We start from the raw sequence: 15,805 nt of genomic DNA, 5'->3' as shown, positions 1-15,805 counted from the left end.
ATGAAAAAGATAATCAACGTCACCGTCACCCTCATCGCACTCAGTATTGCGGGGTTGGCTCAGGCAAAGAATGAACAGATTGTTTTTAGTACCCCCAACCTTGCCATGCCGTTTGAGGTGCATATGCAACGCACCGCCGAGAAAGTCGCCAAAGATCTCGGCATTAACCTGCAAGTGCTGGATGGTCAGGGCAGCTCGCCGAAACAGTCTTCTGATCTGGAAAATGCGATTACCCGCGGTGCTCAGGGTTTTGTGGTATCACCCAATGACGTGAACGCGGTAGCCGGTTCCGTAAAAGAAATTCAGGATGCGCACCTGCCGGTCGTGACGCTGGACCGCTCGATAAACACCAAGCAAAAAGTGCCGCATTTCGGTGCCAATAACTACAAAGGCGGGCAGGCGATTGCCAATTTCGTTAAATCCCGATTCCCGAATGGCGCCGACATCATTCTGTTAACCGGACAACCGGGTTCTTCCTCCAACATTGAACGGACGAATGGTATTCGCGACAGCCTGAAGGCCGGTGGCAGCAAATACCATATCGTCGTTGACCAGAGCGGTAACTGGATGCGCTCACAAGGGATGAGCATTGTGGAAAGTGCACTGCCGGCGCTGCCCAAACGTCCGCAGGTGATTTTGTCTGCTAATGATGACATGGCACTGGGTGCTATCGAAGCGTTGCAGGAGGAGGGACTAAAACCGGGTGACGTGATGGTGACCGGGTTTGATGCCGTGCCAGAAGCATTGGCTCGTATTCGTGATGGCTGGATGGCGGTAACCGCCGACCAACGTCCAGGATACGCCGTGACGACTGCACTGACGCAATTGACTGACAATATCCGTAACAAAACGCCCATCACCGGCGCCGACTACCCACCGATCATCATTACCAAAGATAACTTGAAGGATGCGGAACGCATTGGGGAAATCAGCAAATAAATCAATCAAATACGGGCTGCTTTCCGGCGGCCCGTGCCGGAGGATTGCGATTCATGACTGAACCTTTACTGAAAATCACCGATCTGGCCAAGAGTTTTTCCGGTGTATGGGCGTTGAGCAAAGTTCAACTGACCGTGCTGCCGGGGGAAATACACGCCCTGCTGGGGGAAAACGGCGCCGGTAAATCGACGCTGTTGAAGGCTCTGTCGGGGGCACAACCACAGACCAGCGGCGACATCTGGTTTGACGGTCGAGTGCTGTCGGCACAGGATTCGCCGGTTGATCGACAACAAGCCGGCATCATTACCATTTATCAGGAATTCAATCTGTTACCGAATATGACGGTGGCGGAAAACATGTTTCTTGGCCGGGAAATACTGCGTGGCAATCTGTTTGTAGAAAACGCGGCGGTCAATCAGGAAGCGAAATTGATATTGGATTATCTGCAACTGAATATTGCACCCACCACCGAGGTAGCGCGGCTAAGTGTTGCGCAACAACAGATGGTGGAAATCGCCCGGGCGCTGACGCTCAATGCGCGGTTGATTGTGATGGATGAACCGTCGGCGGCGCTCAGTGACAGTGAAGTGGCAAGCCTGCATCGGGTGGTTCGGGAGCTGAAAAACCGGGGCGTCAGTGTGATTTATGTGACGCATCGTCTGCACGAAGTCTTCCAGCTTTGTGAGCGTTTTACGGTGTTTCAAGATGGCCGCTATACCGGCTCGGGTGATGTTGCCGACACCAACGTTGAGGAAATTATTCGCATGATGGTGGGCCGTGATGTGGTATTTGACCGGCGCCCGCTAGCCGAGACGAGCCATAAGGATAAACCGGTCCGCCTTCAGGTCATGGGACTGAACCGGGAAAAATCGGCGCTGGATTCTCATGGCATCACGTTAAAAGACATCAGTTTCCAGGTTCACGCAGGTGAAGTGTTGGGTATCGCCGGATTGGTCGGCGCCGGGCGTACCGAAATCGCCCGCTGTCTGTTTGGTGCGGATGGATTTTCCACCGGCGAGTTTATGTTGGATGGTCAGCCCTATCATCCCACCGACCCCATGCACGCATTGGAGCAAGGCATCGCGCTGGTACCGGAAGACCGTAAAAAAGAGGGTGCGGTGCTGGGGTTGTCCATTCGGGACAACATTTCGCTGTCCAGCCTCTCGTCATTACTGCATTGGCGCTGGTTCGTCGATACCCGCAAAGAGGACCAACTCATCGAATCCTATCGTCAGGCACTGCATATCAAGATGGTCGACAGCCAGCAGGAGGTGCGCAAGCTCTCCGGTGGCAATCAGCAAAAGGTCATTCTGGCGCGTTGTATGGCGCTGAATCCCAAAGTGTTGATTGTGGACGAACCGACGCGCGGTATTGATGTTGGTACCAAATCCGAAGTGCATCAGGTGTTGTTCGATATGGCGAAGCAGGGCGTGGCGGTCATTGTTATCTCTTCTGATCTGCCGGAAATCATGGCGATTTCAGATCGGATCATCACGCTCAGTGAAGGGCGTGTGACCGGAGAAATACACGGCGACGACGCTACGGAAGAGAAGCTGATGACCATGATGGCTATCTGCCACAACGCATTACACGCAGCATAACGGAGGTTACTCATGTTGCCGCTTTCCAAAACCCAGCTACCGGTTGAAAGCCGGAGAAAAATTGACCCCATCGCGTTCTTCGAGCGTTTTGGTGTGCTGATTTTCATGATTCTGTTGCTGATTTTCTTTCAATTGCAGAACAGCCATTTTCTGACTGAACGCAACATTACCAACATTCTTACCGAAGTTTCTATCTACGGCATCATGGCAGTGGGTATGACCTTCGTCATTCTGACCGCCGGGATAGATCTGTCGGTTGGTTCCATTCTGGCGGTATGCGCCATGGCTGCTGCCACCTTTATCAAAGGTAACAACTTAACCACTGTCGATCCCAATGCCTGGTATGGCATGAGCTGGCTTATTGGTCTGGGTATTTGTCTGGGGATGGGAACTGTCATCGGATTTCTGCAAGGATTGGGCGTAACCCGTCTGCGCTTACCGCCGTTTATTGTCACGTTGGGAGGAATGACCATCTGGCGTGGCTTGACGCTGGTCATCAATAACGGTGCGCCGGTGGCCGGTTTTGATGCCGGATATCGCTGGTGGGGGCGGGGAGAGTTGCTGGGCATCTCTATTCCGATCTGGATTTTTGCCCTGGTGGCCATTATCGGTTATCTGGCGCTGCATAAAACCCGCTGGGGACGGTTTGTCTACGCTATCGGCGGTAATACCGAAGCGGCGCGTCTGGCCGGTGTGAATGTGCGCCGTGTACTGGTCAGTGTGTATGTGGTGATTGGCTGTCTGTCCGGTCTGGCGGGGTTTATTCTCAGCGCCCGGTTGGGAAGCGCAGAAGCGGTGGCGGGAATATCGTTCGAACTACGCGTGATTGCCTCTGTGGTCATTGGCGGAACCTCACTGATGGGCGGATACGGACGCATTAGCGGCACCGTCATTGGTTCCATCATCATGGGCATTCTGATTAACGGACTGGTGCTGATGAACGTTTCGGCTTACTACCAGCAAATCATTACCGGGCTGATCATCATACTGGCGGTGGCATTTGATACTTACGCGAAAAGTCGGCGTGGCGCTATGTAATTGGGGTGAACAGCATTGCTCCGAACGAGGTTGATATGAAAGAAGTTCGTATTGGATTAATCGGAACGGGCTATATCGGACGTGCGCATGCGATTGCCTATGCGCAGGCACCAACAGTATTTCCGCTCAAAGGCCGTTTGGTCAAAGCGATGGTAGCGGAAATATCACCTGAACTGGCCGCCCGGCGGGCGCAGGAGTTTGGTTTTTTACGTTCAACAGGCGACTGGCGTGAATTGGTGGCGGATCCGGATATCGACGTGGTGGATATCTGTTCTCCCAACTTTTTACATAAAGAGATGGCGATGGCCGCAATCCGGCATGGCAAGCATGTCTACGCCGAAAAACCGCTGGCGCTGAATGCCGCAGATGCACGGGATATGGTAGACGCCGCGCATCTGGCCGGCGTGAAAACGCTGATGGGGTTCAACTACATGAAAAACCCCACTGCCAAACTGGCGAAAGAGATCATCGCTCATGGCGAGATAGGCGAGGTTACCCATTTCTACGGGACACATAACGAGGATTATCTGGCGGATCCGTCGACACCCGCTGACTGGCACTGTTTCAACGAAACCGCTGGACTCGGCGCGCTGGGTGACCTGGGGGCGCACATTGTCAACATGGCGCAGTACCTGGTGGGGGATATCGCCAGTGTGTGTGGTGATTTGCAGACCGTGATACCGCAGCGTCCGTCCAGGGCGGGGGCGTCCACACAGGTGCGGGTGGAAAACGAAGATCAGGTTCATGCGATGGTGCGGTTTGCCAACGGTGCGCACGGCGTAATTGAAACCTCCCGCGTCGCCTGTGGCCGCAAAATGGGGTTGACTTACGTCGTCACCGGTACGAAAGGTGCGCTGAGCTTCACCCAGGAGAGAATGGCGGAGCTGAAGCTGTACCGACAGGATGATCCGGCCAATCGTCAGGGATTCCGCACGTTGCTGACTGGGCCCCTGCATCCTGATTACGCCGCATTCTGTGCCAGTGCCGGACATGGTATTGGTTTCAATGATCAGAAAACGGTAGAAGTTCGTGATCTGGTCGACGGCATTGCCGCCGATTTGCCGCTATGGCCGGATTTTGAAGAAGGGTGGAAAGTGTCGCGGATTCTGGATGCCATCGTCTTATCACATCAGGTATCGCGCTGGGTTGAGGTGAGCTGATATTCCGGCAACTAACTGAATTTAAATTCCTTCTTTATTAACAGGATCTCGTCGCTATGAGTATGGAAAAAACCTTGGATGTGATTTGTATGGGGCGGGTAGCCGTCGATCTCTACGGACACCAGATTGGTGCCCGTCTGGAAGATATGGGTAGCTTTGCCAAATATCTGGGCGGTTCCTCCGGCAATGTCGCCTATGGCACGGCACGGCAGGGATTACGATCGTCCATGTTGGCACGGGTGGGCGACGAGCATATGGGGCGCTTTCTGCGCGAGGAGTTACAACAGGTCGGCTGCGATACCAGCCATTTGATCACTGATAAAGAGCGATTGACTGCGTTGGTGGTGTTGGGAATTAAAGATCGTGAAACCTTCCCGCTGATTTTCTATCGGGATAACTGTGCGGACATGGCCATTACACCGGAGGATTTCAGTGAGGAGTACATTGCCGCTTCCCGTTGTCTGGCGGTGACCGGCACGCACCTTTCTCATCCCCGTACCCGTGAAGCGGTATTAACGGCGCTACGCTATGCGCGGCGTAATGGGGTCAAAACGGTGTTGGATATTGACTACCGCCCAGTGCTATGGGGGTTGACCTCGCTGGGGGATGGTGAAACGCGGTTTATTGAATCGGCCCCGGTTACGGCGCAGTTACAACAGGTGTTGACTCTGTTTGATGTGATTGTCGGTACGGAAGAGGAGTTCCATATCGCCGGTGGCAGCACCGATACGCTGGCGGCATTGCATCAGGTGCGGGCGGCAACGCAGGCCGAACTGGTGTGTAAACGCGGTTCGCTGGGATGTTCGGTATTCAGTGGCTCAATTCCGGATCATCTGGACAAAGGCCTGACGATAAAAGGAGTACGGGTCGAGGTGCTCAATGTCCTCGGCGCCGGTGATGCTTTCATGTCCGGATTGTTGCGTGGTTATCTCAGTGGTGAAGGGTGGGAAAAAGCCTGCGCTTACGCCAATGCCTGCGGCGCACTGGTGGTATCTCGTCACGGTTGCGCGCCGGCTATGCCAAGCCGCATCGAGCTGGATAACTACCTGTCCCGCGCAGCGGCGGTGCCGCGTCCGGATCTCGATCCTCAGCTGAACCATCTGCATCGTGTCACCACCCGGCGCAAGGTGTGGGAAGAGTTATGTGTTATCGCCTTTGATCACCGTAGTCAACTGGAAGATATGGCGCTTGACTGCGGTGTCGACATTCAGCGGATTTCGTTACTTAAGCAATTGATTTTGCAGGCCAGTATCGCAGCCGCGCAGCAAGCCGGGCTGGAGGGGAAGGCCGGATTGCTGTGTGACGGCACCTTTGGGCAGGATGCGCTCAATAGCATTACCGGTAAAGGATGGTGGATTGGACGGCCGATTGAACTGCCAGGTTCACGCCCGCTGGTGCTGGAACACGGCAATATCGGCTCACAGCTGATCACCTGGCCGTTGGAGCATGTGGTGAAGTGCCTGGTGTTTTTCCACCCGGACGATGATTGCCATTTGCGTCTGGAGCAGGAACAGAAGGTGATGGAAGTGTATCGGGCCTGCTGCCAGTCCGGCCATGAACTGTTGCTGGAGGTCATTTTACCGGCGGATATGCCGCGTAGCGACGATCTCTATCTGCGGGTTATTCAGCGTTTCTACAACCTGGGTGTGCAGCCGGACTGGTGGAAGTTGCCACCGTTGTCAGCGACCGGATGGGAACAGCTGACCCACCTTCTTGAACAGCGTGATCCGCACTGCCGTGGCGTGGTCATCCTGGGGTTGGACGCGCCGCTGGACAGCTTGCGACAGGGCTTCAATGCGGCGGTGGGTTTCCCCATTGTCAAAGGATTTGCCGTCGGACGCACCTTATTCGCCCAGCCCGCGCAGAGTTGGCTGAAAGGTGAGATTGGCGACGATCTGCTGGTTCAGCACGTTAAACACAACTATCTACAACTGATCGCCCTGTGGCGCCAGCGTGGGTAACCCAAACCTCTTTACCAGTAAATTAAGGGAAAATAGTATGGCCGTTCAACTTGGTATTAACCCACTGACCTGGACCAATGACGATCTGCCCTCATTGGGTGCGGAAACACCGCTGGAAACCTGTCTGAGTGAAGGCAGGCAGGCGGGCTTCTCTGGTTTTGAACTGGGGAACAAATTCCCTCGCCAGCCCGGTGTATTGGGGCCAATTCTGGAAAAACACGATCTCGCTCTGGTTTCCGGTTGGTATTCCGGGCAACTGCTCACCCACACGGTGGAGGAGGAGATCGAAGCGGTGCAGGATCATCTCAATCTGTTGCGCTCTCTGGGCGCTGACGTCATGGTGTTTGCCGAAGTGACGGGGGCGATTCATGGCGACCAGCAAAAGCCGGTACATCTGCGTCCCCGTTTCCCGGTGGAGCGGTGGCGGGAATATGGCGACAAACTGAGCGAGTTTGCCCGTTATACCCAACGTCAAGGTGTGCAGATCGCCTACCATCACCATATGGGGACCGTGATTGAAAGTGCAGATGACGTGGACAAATTGATGGAATATACCGGACCGGAAGTCGGTTTGTTGCTGGATACCGGCCACCTGACGTTTGCCGGAGACGATCCCGTGGTAGTTGCTGAACGCTGGGCAATGCGCATCAATCACGTTCATTGCAAAGATATTCGCCCTGATGTGCTACGGGATGTCAAAAACCGTAAAACCAGCTTTCTGGATGCGGTGCTTGGTGGGGTATTTACCGTGCCGGGTGACGGTTGTGTCGATTACACGGCGGTATTCCGTATCCTGAAGGCGCATCACTATCAGGGGTGGTTGGTAGTGGAAGCTGAACAGGATCCGGCGGTGGCTGATCCGCTGACTTATGCCACCCTGGGATTTAACAATCTGCAACGCCTGGCTCAACAGGCCGGGTTGATTTAATCATCGTGTCTTACTGAAGCATTCACACCGCGTGAATGCTCTCAGCCAAGGAGGATTGCCATGTCTCAGCTGTTATCCCGCTACCATATCCCGGACGAACAGGGTCGCATACAGCGTATTACCCCGGAGAAGGCCGGTTGGCAGTATGTGGGTTTTGAAGCCTATCAACTGGAAGCCGGTACAACGTTGTCGCTGGCGGCATCTGATAATGAACGCTGCCTGGTATTACTGGGTGGCAAAGCTACAGTGACGACACCGAAAGCGAGCTTCGAGCATATCGGTGAACGGATGAACCCGTTTGAGCGTAAAAAACCGTATGCCGTGTATGTCTCATCCGGTGAAACCATCACGGTTGTGGCACACACACCGCTGGAACTGGCGGTGTGCTCGGCACCGGGGCAGGGTACTTATCCCACGCGTTTGATCGCTCCACAGGATGTTGACGCCGAACAGCGTGGCTATGGCAACAACCGCCGTTACGTGCACAATATTCTGCCGGAGAATAAAGCCGCAGACAGTCTGCTGGTCGTGGAAGTCTATACCGACGAAGGATGCACCAGCTCGTATCCCAGCCATAAACACGATCGTGATGATCCTCCCCATGAAACCTATCTGGAAGAGACCTATTACCATCGGCTCAATCCACCGCAAGGATTTTGCCTGCAACGGGTGTATACCGACGATCGCTCGCTGGATGAAAGCATGGCGGTTTACGATAAAGATGTCGTGATGGTGCCGAAAGGTTATCACCCGGTAGCGACTATCGCTGGTTATGACAGCTACTACCTGAATGTCATGGCGGGTCCGACACGGCAATGGCGTTTCAGTTGGGAATCTGACCATCAGTGGATTAACAGCCCGGAATATGTGGCCAAGCATAGCGGGACGGTGTGACCATGTTATGGCCAGCGGCTAACGTTATCTTCAGCATGCCATTCCTGTCGGTCTTGACGTCAATGTGTCGGTTTTAGCAGAGATCCCCGTTTTCACGGGATTCAGTTTGATGACAACGTCTATATAGCGGCGATAATGAGAAGATCGTAAAGACGCTGCAAGTCCCTCCCTGTAAGCTCAAGCCGCGCCATCCCTGGCGCGGATGCTTTACTCTTCTCTCTCATTATCACCGTTCTGACGCTATACGTAGGTTTGTCAACAGTCTAATCCCCGTTTTCACGGGGATGATATGTTTGGAAGACAGGAGCGACGAGTCAGACCGGCAAACACCTGAACGTGGAAAAGAGAAGCGGGTTTCTTACCGCATTTTTTTCACATCTTCCCCAAGCTGCCATACCGCCATCGCGTAGTGGATACTATGGTTATAACGCGTGATGGTGTAGAAGTTGGGCAATCCGTACCAGTATTGATAACGGTTGCCCATGTCCAGACGTAACAGACTGACTTCTTGTTCATCCCCAAGTGGCCTTGTCGGCCTTAACCCTGCGTTCAGCAGTGTAGAAACCGGATAACGGGTATCGAAGCCGGTATCAAGCGCTAATGCCTGACCGTTCGCTGGCACGGCCACGCTGCCACCTTTAACCCAGCCATGAGCGTGGAAGTAATTGGCGACGCTGCCAATCGCATCGACGGGATCCCACAGATTCGCAATACCATCGCCATTGAAATCCACTGCATACTTTCTGAAAGCCGAAGGCATAAACTGCCCATAACCCATAGCACCAGCAAAGGAACCGCGCAGAGATAGCGGGTCAAATCCGTCTTCCCGGGCCATCAGCAGAAAATACTCCAGTTCGGTTCTAAAGTAGTCGGCGCGGCGCGGGTAAGCGAAGGTCAGGGTGGCCAATGCGTCGATAATGCGGGTTTTCCCCATCACACGACCCCAACGGGTTTCCACACCGATAATGCCGACGATGATTTCGGGCGGCACACCATATATTTGCCAGGCGCGGTTCAGCGCATCTTGATATTGGTTCCAGAATATGACGCCATTCTGCACATTCTTCGGGGTAAGGAACTGCTTGCTGTAGCGGAGCCAGGCACCATTCGGAATATTCAATGGCGGTTCTGTCGAGGGCCGTGGAGCCTGCCTGTCCATCAGTCTGATCACCCAGTCCAGGCGCCGAGTCTGTGCCAGCACATCGTGCAACTGCTGCCGGTCGAAACCATGCTCTCGTACCATTTCATCGACAAAGCGATCCATCTCCGGGTTGAAAGCAAAATCGCCTGTCGATAAGTTGCCGGTATGTGATGGGTCGAGCAAAAAACCACCCGATGTATTCGCTGGCGGGTGTTCGGACATCTCGGCGGAAGAGGGGGAAGTCGATTTATTACTGCTACAGGCAGACAACAGAACAAGAAACGGCAAAATAGCTATCAGATGACGCATCAGATATCCATACAACCTGGAAAGAAACAACGTGATAGCACTGTAGCGCATTGGCCCGCATGAAAAAACCGGATTGTGAGTTACGAACAGATTAAGGGATAAAGTAACCTGTTCGTGATGGTCTTTCCCGACTCGGTTCGGTGTCGGTATGCTGGGTTAGTTATTATCCGCCGCTTTCCGGAAGCTATGCGCCGCCATCAATAATTATGGTTTGCCCGGTAATATAGCTTGCGGCGGCCGAGGCGAGAAAGACCATACCTGAGGCGATATCCTGTGGCTCTCCCAACCGCCCGAGAGGAATGTGGTCGGTAATGGCCTGATTGACAAGCCGATCCCCTGTGCGCCTCCGGTCACCAACACGACCTGTCCGGCAAAGACCGTGGCTGAAAAGGTCTGTCTAATAGTACGTTATGAGACATCTCGTTATCCTTATGCGGCGGGGTAATGCGTGCGATTAATTATCTGTGCATGTGCCCCGACCGGAAAATTGCTTAATGTGCTGAAATGTTCATCGCTATAACCCAGGATCTTGCCGTCGGTGATCATCTGCTGTAAATCAATCATCAACACCCCTAGCGTAGGAATGATTTTTTCACGCCAGATGAACAGATAAAGCTGCTCGGCGATTTTGATATAATGACAACGGTCCACATCTGCCAGACCTTTTTCCACGCCATCCAGACATTGCCACGCATAAAATGAGCCATTGAGATAAATGTGTTCGTAACGTTCGGTCTCGCTATACACGTACAGGTTGCGCAAACCAATTAATTCATCGGTAGCGGTATGAGGTACATCCTCCTGACGGTACGGTTTATCTAACGTGCCGTGGTAGTAGTCCACCTTCACTGCCGTCAATTCCAACCCTTTTCCCACCCGGGTAAACGGGTCTAGATGAATTTGCTGCTCATCAGGTAACAGGCCCTCAACCAGAGTGAATCCTCCTCCGTTGATATCAAGCACCAGACTGACGGTTGTAGAAGCTTTTTCCGGATGTAAAAAGTCGATAAAAAATATACCGTTACGGATATTGGTAGCACGGTATTGTATTGCACTGTGACCGCCCCAGATTAATTCCTGAGCACTGACGAAGCGACACTTCACCGATTCCAGCGCGTCGAAATGCAGCTGGTAACATTGATTGACCAATGCATCGGTAGTTTCGAGCACATTACTGTGAGGGGCGAAGCCGGTTGCCAGATCGCCTACTTGAATAAAAACGGGTTCCGTCGTCATGGAGATACCTTTGTTTATAATGAGTTAAAAGCCAATGTGGGTACATCGACAATGGTGGATCCGCCGTCTGCCACCAGTGTGGCGCCGGTTAAAATAGACGCGGCTGGCGAACTGACAAACTGGCAGATAGCCGCAATTTCATCTGCTGTAGCCGGTCGCCGTAATGGGACGTCACGGCAGACATAGTGATATGCCTGCTCCAGCGTCAATCGGTGAGCGTCCATCAACGGAAGCATCTCCTCGTCCGCCATTGGTGTTCTGACCCACCCGGGGCATACGGCGTTGGCACGAACGCCCAGAGGACCATAATCCCGTGCTACGGAGCGCATCAGTCCCAGTAATGCATGTTTGGCCGTTACATAGCCGCAGACATCCGGTCCTGCCGCCAGTGAAGCAATGGACGCGACAAAAACAATGTTGCCCCGGGTTTTTATCAACTCGGGCAGACAGGCTCTGGCGGTGGCGAAGGCACTGGTCAGGTTGCTTTCTAACGACTGCTGCCAATCGGCATCGGACATATCGGTGATTTTCCCCATGCCCATTCCGCCCGCGCAGCAGATCACGCGATCGACGATCTGCCCATTGGTGGCGATTTCCTTGCTCAATAACTGCCAACTGGCGGTATTTGATACATCACCAGCCAACGCGATCGCGCCAATCTCTTGCGCCAATGATGCGATAGGCTCGATGCGGCGACCGATCAGGATGACGCGGGCACCCTCGGCGCTCAGACGACGTGCGCAGGCCGCTCCGATCCCTGTACCGCCGCCGGTGATGATTGTCACCGGCGACAAGTTGTGTTCTGACATAATGTGATCCCATTTCTACGGTTGAAACGTCGATAGATGTCGTCTGAACAACATGATTGCCATCAATAGTGTTTTACGCTGTGCCGGTATCAATTTGAGATAGCGCCTCCCCGCCGGCAGGCGTCCGATGACTTCCGACGCCGCGAAGTGTTCAATGGACAATGTCCAGTGCCGCTCAGCTACCGATATTTCGCAATGCCGAAAATCAAGGCCCAGCAAGAGGTCCGTTAACCGCTTATCCTCTTGCAGACTGGCTGTCAGCATATGGGCTTCGGCGGTGGCGGATTTTGTCTGGAAACGCACTGCATTCCGGCGTACCACTCCGGTATGTATGACCGTCAGTATAAATGTGCCGTCGAGAGGGAAAGTGCCGCTACTGCTAAAGGGGCAACTGACGATGTGGGCCATAAAAAGCCGTTGCACTTGTTCGCGGATATACACGAAACCACCATCAGGCAACGTAAGCTGCAAATGTGCTGGTGGCGAAGGTTCCATCTGATGAGGCGCCAGGTTGTCCTGAAGTCGGCGCAACGTCGCGCCGGCGAGGTAGCCGGCCGGTAAGCGGCCAGCTCCACAAACACCTGCCCAATACTCACGAAAAGGAGCGAAATTCATCGAATTCATCCTCAATAAAGTCCGTCTTACTGAATTCCTTGGACAACACCTCTTCAAGCGGGACCGGCTGGAACGGATTCACACGCTGGACCACCAGTGTCCAAAACAGGGCGTACAGTGCTGTCAGTCCCAGCATGATGGCAAAAGGTATGTAAATATCCCGGGGGTTCATTCCCGGTGGGGTGATATAGGCGATGGCAAGGAGAATACCTACGCTGGAAACGATTTGTGGTAATGGGAACCAGGGAGACCGATAGGCGCGAGGGAAATCCGGACGTTTAATCCGTAACATCACCACCGACAGTGTGACCAACAAATAGGCGAAGCCCCAGGCACAGACAGCGGCCAGGACTAACGGCATGATCTTGTCCAGATTGCCCTTTATCATGAAGGCATGAGTACAAGGAATCAGTACCGCGACCACAATCCCTACCACCGGTGTTTTAAACCGCGGATGGAGATATGCGAAGATACGTGGTAAAGCGCCATCTAGTGCCATCCCGTATAGAATCCGCGGAACGGCGGCAATCAGCGTATTAATGGTGGCCGCGCCAGCCAGCAGTAGCCCGATACCTATCCAGTATTTGCCAAATTGTCCCATCACCTGATCGGCAAATGCGGGGATCGCCATTGGTGTATCGAGGAGGTGGACAGTGCCTGCGGCGTCCAACGGAATATTTCGCACCTGATGACTTAACGCTGCACCATACAGGAACATACAGCAGGCGACGCCGCACAACCCGAGGGACATGGCGCGAGGGATGGTTTTAGCGGAGTTTTTAATATCCGGCGCCATGGGGGTTACCAGTTCGCAACCGACAAACATAAACATCGCCATACCAATCAGACTGAACACCATCGTTGGGTCATCCCAGGTCAGCGGCGAGCCGAACCAACTGGCCAGTGACACAGCATGTGTCTGAACCAATCCGGCGATACTGAATACCATTAGCGTGGACCACATGCCGAAAGTGAGCACGACTTCCGCTTTGCCAAAGGCCTCGATACCGACGGCGTTGAGCACGCCGAAAATGACCACCAGCCCGACACCCACCATCCACGACGTGTTGTTTTTTTCCATCAGAGTGTTGAGGTGTTCAAAATTAACCAACGCCATAATGCCAGAAAGTATCGTTTCCGCCGTACCTGCGAAAACATGCACGATAAGGTAGGCGGAAAGCGCGCCGGTAATGGCAAAAAAACGACCCATACCACAGGAAATGTAATCATAGACCGAGCCTGAAGTAGGCAGCATGGACGCCGCTTCTGAAAACGTGGTGAGCTGTGCTTGCATCATGATAAAACCGATCACCATTGCCAGAGCGAACATATTGCCGCCCATACCAAAACCACTGGTTACCGTGAGGATCACCGGGCTTGCCATTATCACGCCTACCGAACTGGCCAGTGTGGTCGGAAAACCGATTACACCCTGCCCAAGATAGGTGGTGAGTTTGCTTGAAAAAGGCATATATCACTCCCCCTGCTGTGAAATGTAAAAGTCGGTATGTGTCCGACATAAGGCGACGGCAGCATGTTGCCACCTTGTTTCGTGCTTGTTTCAATATAAAAATAAACTGAACCGTCCAGCTATCGTTCTAAAGGACGATGGCCGGATCGATAGCCGAGGGATTAATTCGATTGTTGTAAGGTTTAATGGGGATCAGCGGGGGGATTAACTACCTGGTATATTTTTTGCTTTGCATATTCTAAATGTGTTTGCTCTGCAGGATATGGCTGAACTTTCTGTAGGTAATGGCGTTCATTGAACCACGGTAAGTGGGTGGAATGTATTAAGGTAAAAATAATGTCTTCGGCGCTGATGAGTAGCAATACTGTCATACAGACCTGTCTGGAAACCGTCTCAAGATTAGTGCCGGTTACAGCTAGCGCATTCTATCGGGTTGATAACCAGCTCATGCCACAGCAATTCGTCCTGCATAACATGTCAGTCGGCATTCATCGTCAATATGTCGAAAGTTTTCAAAAAATTGACCCATTACGCCCCGCCAATTTTCTCCATGCCGATGTCAACGTGATAGGTATCAATCAGTTGAGCCAGAAGATGGCACAGGATTATTACCAGGGATTTATGCGGCCTAATGCGATTCGCGATATTACCGAAGTATTTATCCGTCGGCAGGGGCGTATTGTGGCTGGTTTTTCGCTTCTGCGCGACAGCCTATTTACCGACATGGAACTGGGGCGGTTACAGGACATATTGCCTCTAATTCAATTGGCCGCGGAGAATCTCTATTCTCAGGAGCTGCCGCTGCAACTGCCGTTAACCGAAAAAGAACGTCAAATTGTCGGGATGTTGCGCGATGGGGCCAGCAATAAGCGTATCGCGTTAAGTCTGGGAATATCGTTATCTACGGTAAAGACCCATATGCGGAATATCTTTGCTAAAACCTCAGTAGCAAACCGGACCGAATTAGTGACGACGCTCTATATGCATTCATGATATGCCGAACCAGGCTTGGCCACTCTAATCTGTTTTGATGAGTGGCAACCGGAGCGAAAAAGCGTGTTGTAGGTGAAATGTCTGGTGGGGGAATGCCTGTTAATGGTGCAATTGATGCTCTCTTAAGTATCACGCGCTATCTTCGTGTTGTTGATCTGGTGTTGTTGGTGACGTGGCGTATATCTCTGGTAACAAATCACGCTGTTGCCAGCGTAAGCCGTCGCACTATTAAAGAAACGATGGAAATGAGCACCGCCAGCACAAGTGTCGGCGGTGTCAGGAGGGCGGAAGGTTACAATTAGTCAGTCACTATCGCCAGATAGTGCTTCACAAAGCTTTGACTCACCACCTGCCATTTCGTCGTTGTACCTTGCGTAATCAACCAGCTATCGCCGGATTTAAAATGGAAAACGTCGCCAGTGTCTTCGTTGGTCATGATGATTTCACCCGACAGCAAGGTAGCCTGCTCGGTGAAAGGATAGCGCAGGCGATATGTCCCATGCGGCGTGCCGAAATAACCGGCGCTTACGGGATCGGTGGGTGCCCCCAGGGTCATCCGACCGAAAGCGTCTACATCACCGCCGAGGTCTTCGGCACCGATGGCGCTGAATTTTCCCCAGGAATCTAAATCCTGTAGGGTGAGATCGTGTTTAATGGCTGTCAGGCTCATAGCATTACCTTATGTCATGTGAAGTAAGAATATACGGCGA

15 protein-coding genes and 1 pseudogene are annotated in these 15,805 nt (G+C 53.0%); 9 read left to right on the top strand and 7 right to left on the bottom strand.

Going from position 1 to position 15,805, the window contains the following annotated elements; translation table 11 throughout:
- The 7 genes from CWC46_RS21295 (at position 1) to iolB (ending at position 8,521) form a co-directional block, all read left to right on the top strand.
- Positions 1-939 (top strand): substrate-binding domain-containing protein, encoded by a 939-nt coding sequence (locus CWC46_RS21295; protein ID WP_021014522.1) that lies wholly within the window; start codon positions 1-3, stop codon positions 937-939.
- Between the two features lie 53 nt (positions 940-992).
- The gene (locus CWC46_RS21290; RefSeq protein WP_021014523.1) at positions 993-2,540 is read left to right on the top strand and encodes a sugar ABC transporter ATP-binding protein; all 1,548 of its coding nucleotides are present in this window, start codon (positions 993-995) and stop codon (positions 2,538-2,540) included.
- Positions 2,541-2,552: 12 nt separating this feature from the next.
- The gene (locus CWC46_RS21285) at positions 2,553-3,578 is read left to right on the top strand and encodes an ABC transporter permease (protein WP_021014524.1); all 1,026 of its coding nucleotides are present in this window, start codon (positions 2,553-2,555) and stop codon (positions 3,576-3,578) included.
- A gap of 35 nt (positions 3,579-3,613) precedes the next feature.
- Entirely contained in the window at positions 3,614-4,738 is a 1,125-nt protein-coding gene (locus CWC46_RS21280; protein ID WP_021014525.1) for a Gfo/Idh/MocA family protein, read from the top strand.
- A gap of 62 nt (positions 4,739-4,800) precedes the next feature.
- On the top strand, positions 4,801-6,699 hold the full coding sequence (locus tag CWC46_RS21275) for a bifunctional 5-dehydro-2-deoxygluconokinase/5-dehydro-2-deoxyphosphogluconate aldolase (RefSeq protein ID WP_173861231.1): 1,899 nt from the start codon (positions 4,801-4,803) through the stop codon (positions 6,697-6,699).
- A 37-nt stretch (positions 6,700-6,736) separates the two neighbouring features.
- Positions 6,737-7,627, top strand: a complete 891-nt coding sequence (iolE, locus tag CWC46_RS21270) for a myo-inosose-2 dehydratase (protein WP_021014527.1) — start codon at positions 6,737-6,739, stop codon at positions 7,625-7,627.
- A gap of 60 nt (positions 7,628-7,687) precedes the next feature.
- Entirely contained in the window at positions 7,688-8,521 is an 834-nt protein-coding gene (iolB, locus tag CWC46_RS21265; protein WP_021014528.1) for a 5-deoxy-glucuronate isomerase, read from the top strand.
- Between the two features lie 358 nt (positions 8,522-8,879).
- Here the strand turns inward: iolB and mltB are convergent, their stop codons facing one another.
- The 6 genes and pseudogenes from mltB to CWC46_RS21235 form a co-directional block, all read right to left on the bottom strand.
- A complete protein-coding gene (mltB, locus tag CWC46_RS21260) occupies positions 8,880-9,971 on the bottom strand; it encodes a lytic murein transglycosylase B (RefSeq protein WP_021014529.1) in 1,092 nt (363 codons plus the stop codon).
- A 184-nt stretch (positions 9,972-10,155) separates the two neighbouring features.
- Positions 10,156-10,302: pseudogene (locus CWC46_RS21255) on the bottom strand (SDR family oxidoreductase); the annotation flags it as partial.
- Positions 10,303-10,400: 98 nt separating this feature from the next.
- A complete protein-coding gene (locus tag CWC46_RS21250) occupies positions 10,401-11,207 on the bottom strand; it encodes a MoaF C-terminal domain-containing protein (RefSeq protein WP_021014530.1) in 807 nt (268 codons plus the stop codon).
- A gap of 14 nt (positions 11,208-11,221) precedes the next feature.
- Positions 11,222-12,001 carry an SDR family NAD(P)-dependent oxidoreductase gene (locus tag CWC46_RS21245; protein WP_037381184.1) on the bottom strand — a complete coding sequence of 260 codons (780 nt, stop codon included), beginning with the start codon at positions 11,999-12,001 and terminating at the stop codon, positions 11,222-11,224.
- 30 nt (positions 12,002-12,031) lie between these two features.
- Positions 12,032-12,631, bottom strand: a complete 600-nt coding sequence (locus CWC46_RS21240; RefSeq protein WP_021014532.1) for a DUF3156 family protein — start codon at positions 12,629-12,631, stop codon at positions 12,032-12,034.
- Entirely contained in the window at positions 12,609-14,102 is a 1,494-nt protein-coding gene (locus CWC46_RS21235) for an APC family permease (protein WP_021014533.1), read from the bottom strand. Before CWC46_RS21235 ends, CWC46_RS21240 begins: the two co-directional genes overlap by 23 nt.
- Before the next feature lie 336 nt (positions 14,103-14,438).
- Here CWC46_RS21235 and CWC46_RS21230 point away from each other — a divergent pair, with 336 nt between their 5' ends.
- Together CWC46_RS21230 and CWC46_RS21225 are read left to right on the top strand one after the other, a co-directional pair.
- Positions 14,439-15,095, top strand: a complete 657-nt coding sequence (locus CWC46_RS21230; RefSeq protein ID WP_021014534.1) for a helix-turn-helix transcriptional regulator — start codon at positions 14,439-14,441, stop codon at positions 15,093-15,095.
- Between the two features lie 92 nt (positions 15,096-15,187).
- A complete protein-coding gene (locus tag CWC46_RS21225; protein WP_021014535.1) occupies positions 15,188-15,397 on the top strand; it encodes a hypothetical protein in 210 nt (69 codons plus the stop codon).
- On the opposite strand, the gene CWC46_RS21220 is transcribed toward CWC46_RS21225, so the two are convergent.
- Positions 15,394-15,765, bottom strand: coding sequence for a cupin domain-containing protein (locus CWC46_RS21220; protein ID WP_021014536.1), 372 nt, complete (start codon positions 15,763-15,765; stop codon positions 15,394-15,396). The two genes, CWC46_RS21225 and CWC46_RS21220, sit on opposite strands and share 4 nt — an antisense overlap.
- Positions 15,766-15,805: the final 40 nt, after the last annotated feature.

It is taken from the genome of Prodigiosinella confusarubida (assembly GCF_002847015.1).
Taxonomy (GTDB): Bacteria; Pseudomonadota; Gammaproteobacteria; order Enterobacterales; family Enterobacteriaceae; genus Prodigiosinella; species Prodigiosinella aquatilis.
The sequence above is the reverse complement of the archived record's forward strand: the minus strand, read 5'-3'. Positions and strand labels throughout refer to the sequence as shown.

Bases quoted from the DNA above. Each gene is read 5' to 3' on its own strand.
- CWC46_RS21295 (WP_021014522.1), top strand. From the start codon at position 1: ATGAAAAAGATAATCAACGTCACCGTCACCCTCATCGCACTCAGTATT.
- CWC46_RS21290 (WP_021014523.1), top strand. From the start codon at position 993: ATGACTGAACCTTTACTGAAAATCACCGATCTGGCCAAGAGTTTTTCC.
- CWC46_RS21285 (WP_021014524.1), top strand. From the start codon at position 2,553: ATGTTGCCGCTTTCCAAAACCCAGCTACCGGTTGAAAGCCGGAGAAAA.
- CWC46_RS21280 (WP_021014525.1), top strand. From the start codon at position 3,614: ATGAAAGAAGTTCGTATTGGATTAATCGGAACGGGCTATATCGGACGT.
- CWC46_RS21275 (WP_173861231.1), top strand. From the start codon at position 4,801: ATGGAAAAAACCTTGGATGTGATTTGTATGGGGCGGGTAGCCGTCGAT.
- iolE (WP_021014527.1), top strand. From the start codon at position 6,737: ATGGCCGTTCAACTTGGTATTAACCCACTGACCTGGACCAATGACGAT.
- iolB (WP_021014528.1), top strand. From the start codon at position 7,688: ATGTCTCAGCTGTTATCCCGCTACCATATCCCGGACGAACAGGGTCGC.
- mltB (WP_021014529.1), bottom strand. From the start codon at position 9,971: ATGCGTCATCTGATAGCTATTTTGCCGTTTCTTGTTCTGTTGTCTGCC.
- CWC46_RS21250 (WP_021014530.1), bottom strand. From the start codon at position 11,207: ATGACGACGGAACCCGTTTTTATTCAAGTAGGCGATCTGGCAACCGGC.
- CWC46_RS21240 (WP_021014532.1), bottom strand. From the start codon at position 12,631: ATGAATTTCGCTCCTTTTCGTGAGTATTGGGCAGGTGTTTGTGGAGCT.
- CWC46_RS21235 (WP_021014533.1), bottom strand. From the start codon at position 14,102: ATGCCTTTTTCAAGCAAACTCACCACCTATCTTGGGCAGGGTGTAATC.
- CWC46_RS21230 (WP_021014534.1), top strand. From the start codon at position 14,439: ATGTCTTCGGCGCTGATGAGTAGCAATACTGTCATACAGACCTGTCTG.
- CWC46_RS21225 (WP_021014535.1), top strand. From the start codon at position 15,188: ATGCCTGTTAATGGTGCAATTGATGCTCTCTTAAGTATCACGCGCTAT.
- CWC46_RS21220 (WP_021014536.1), bottom strand. From the start codon at position 15,765: ATGAGCCTGACAGCCATTAAACACGATCTCACCCTACAGGATTTAGAT.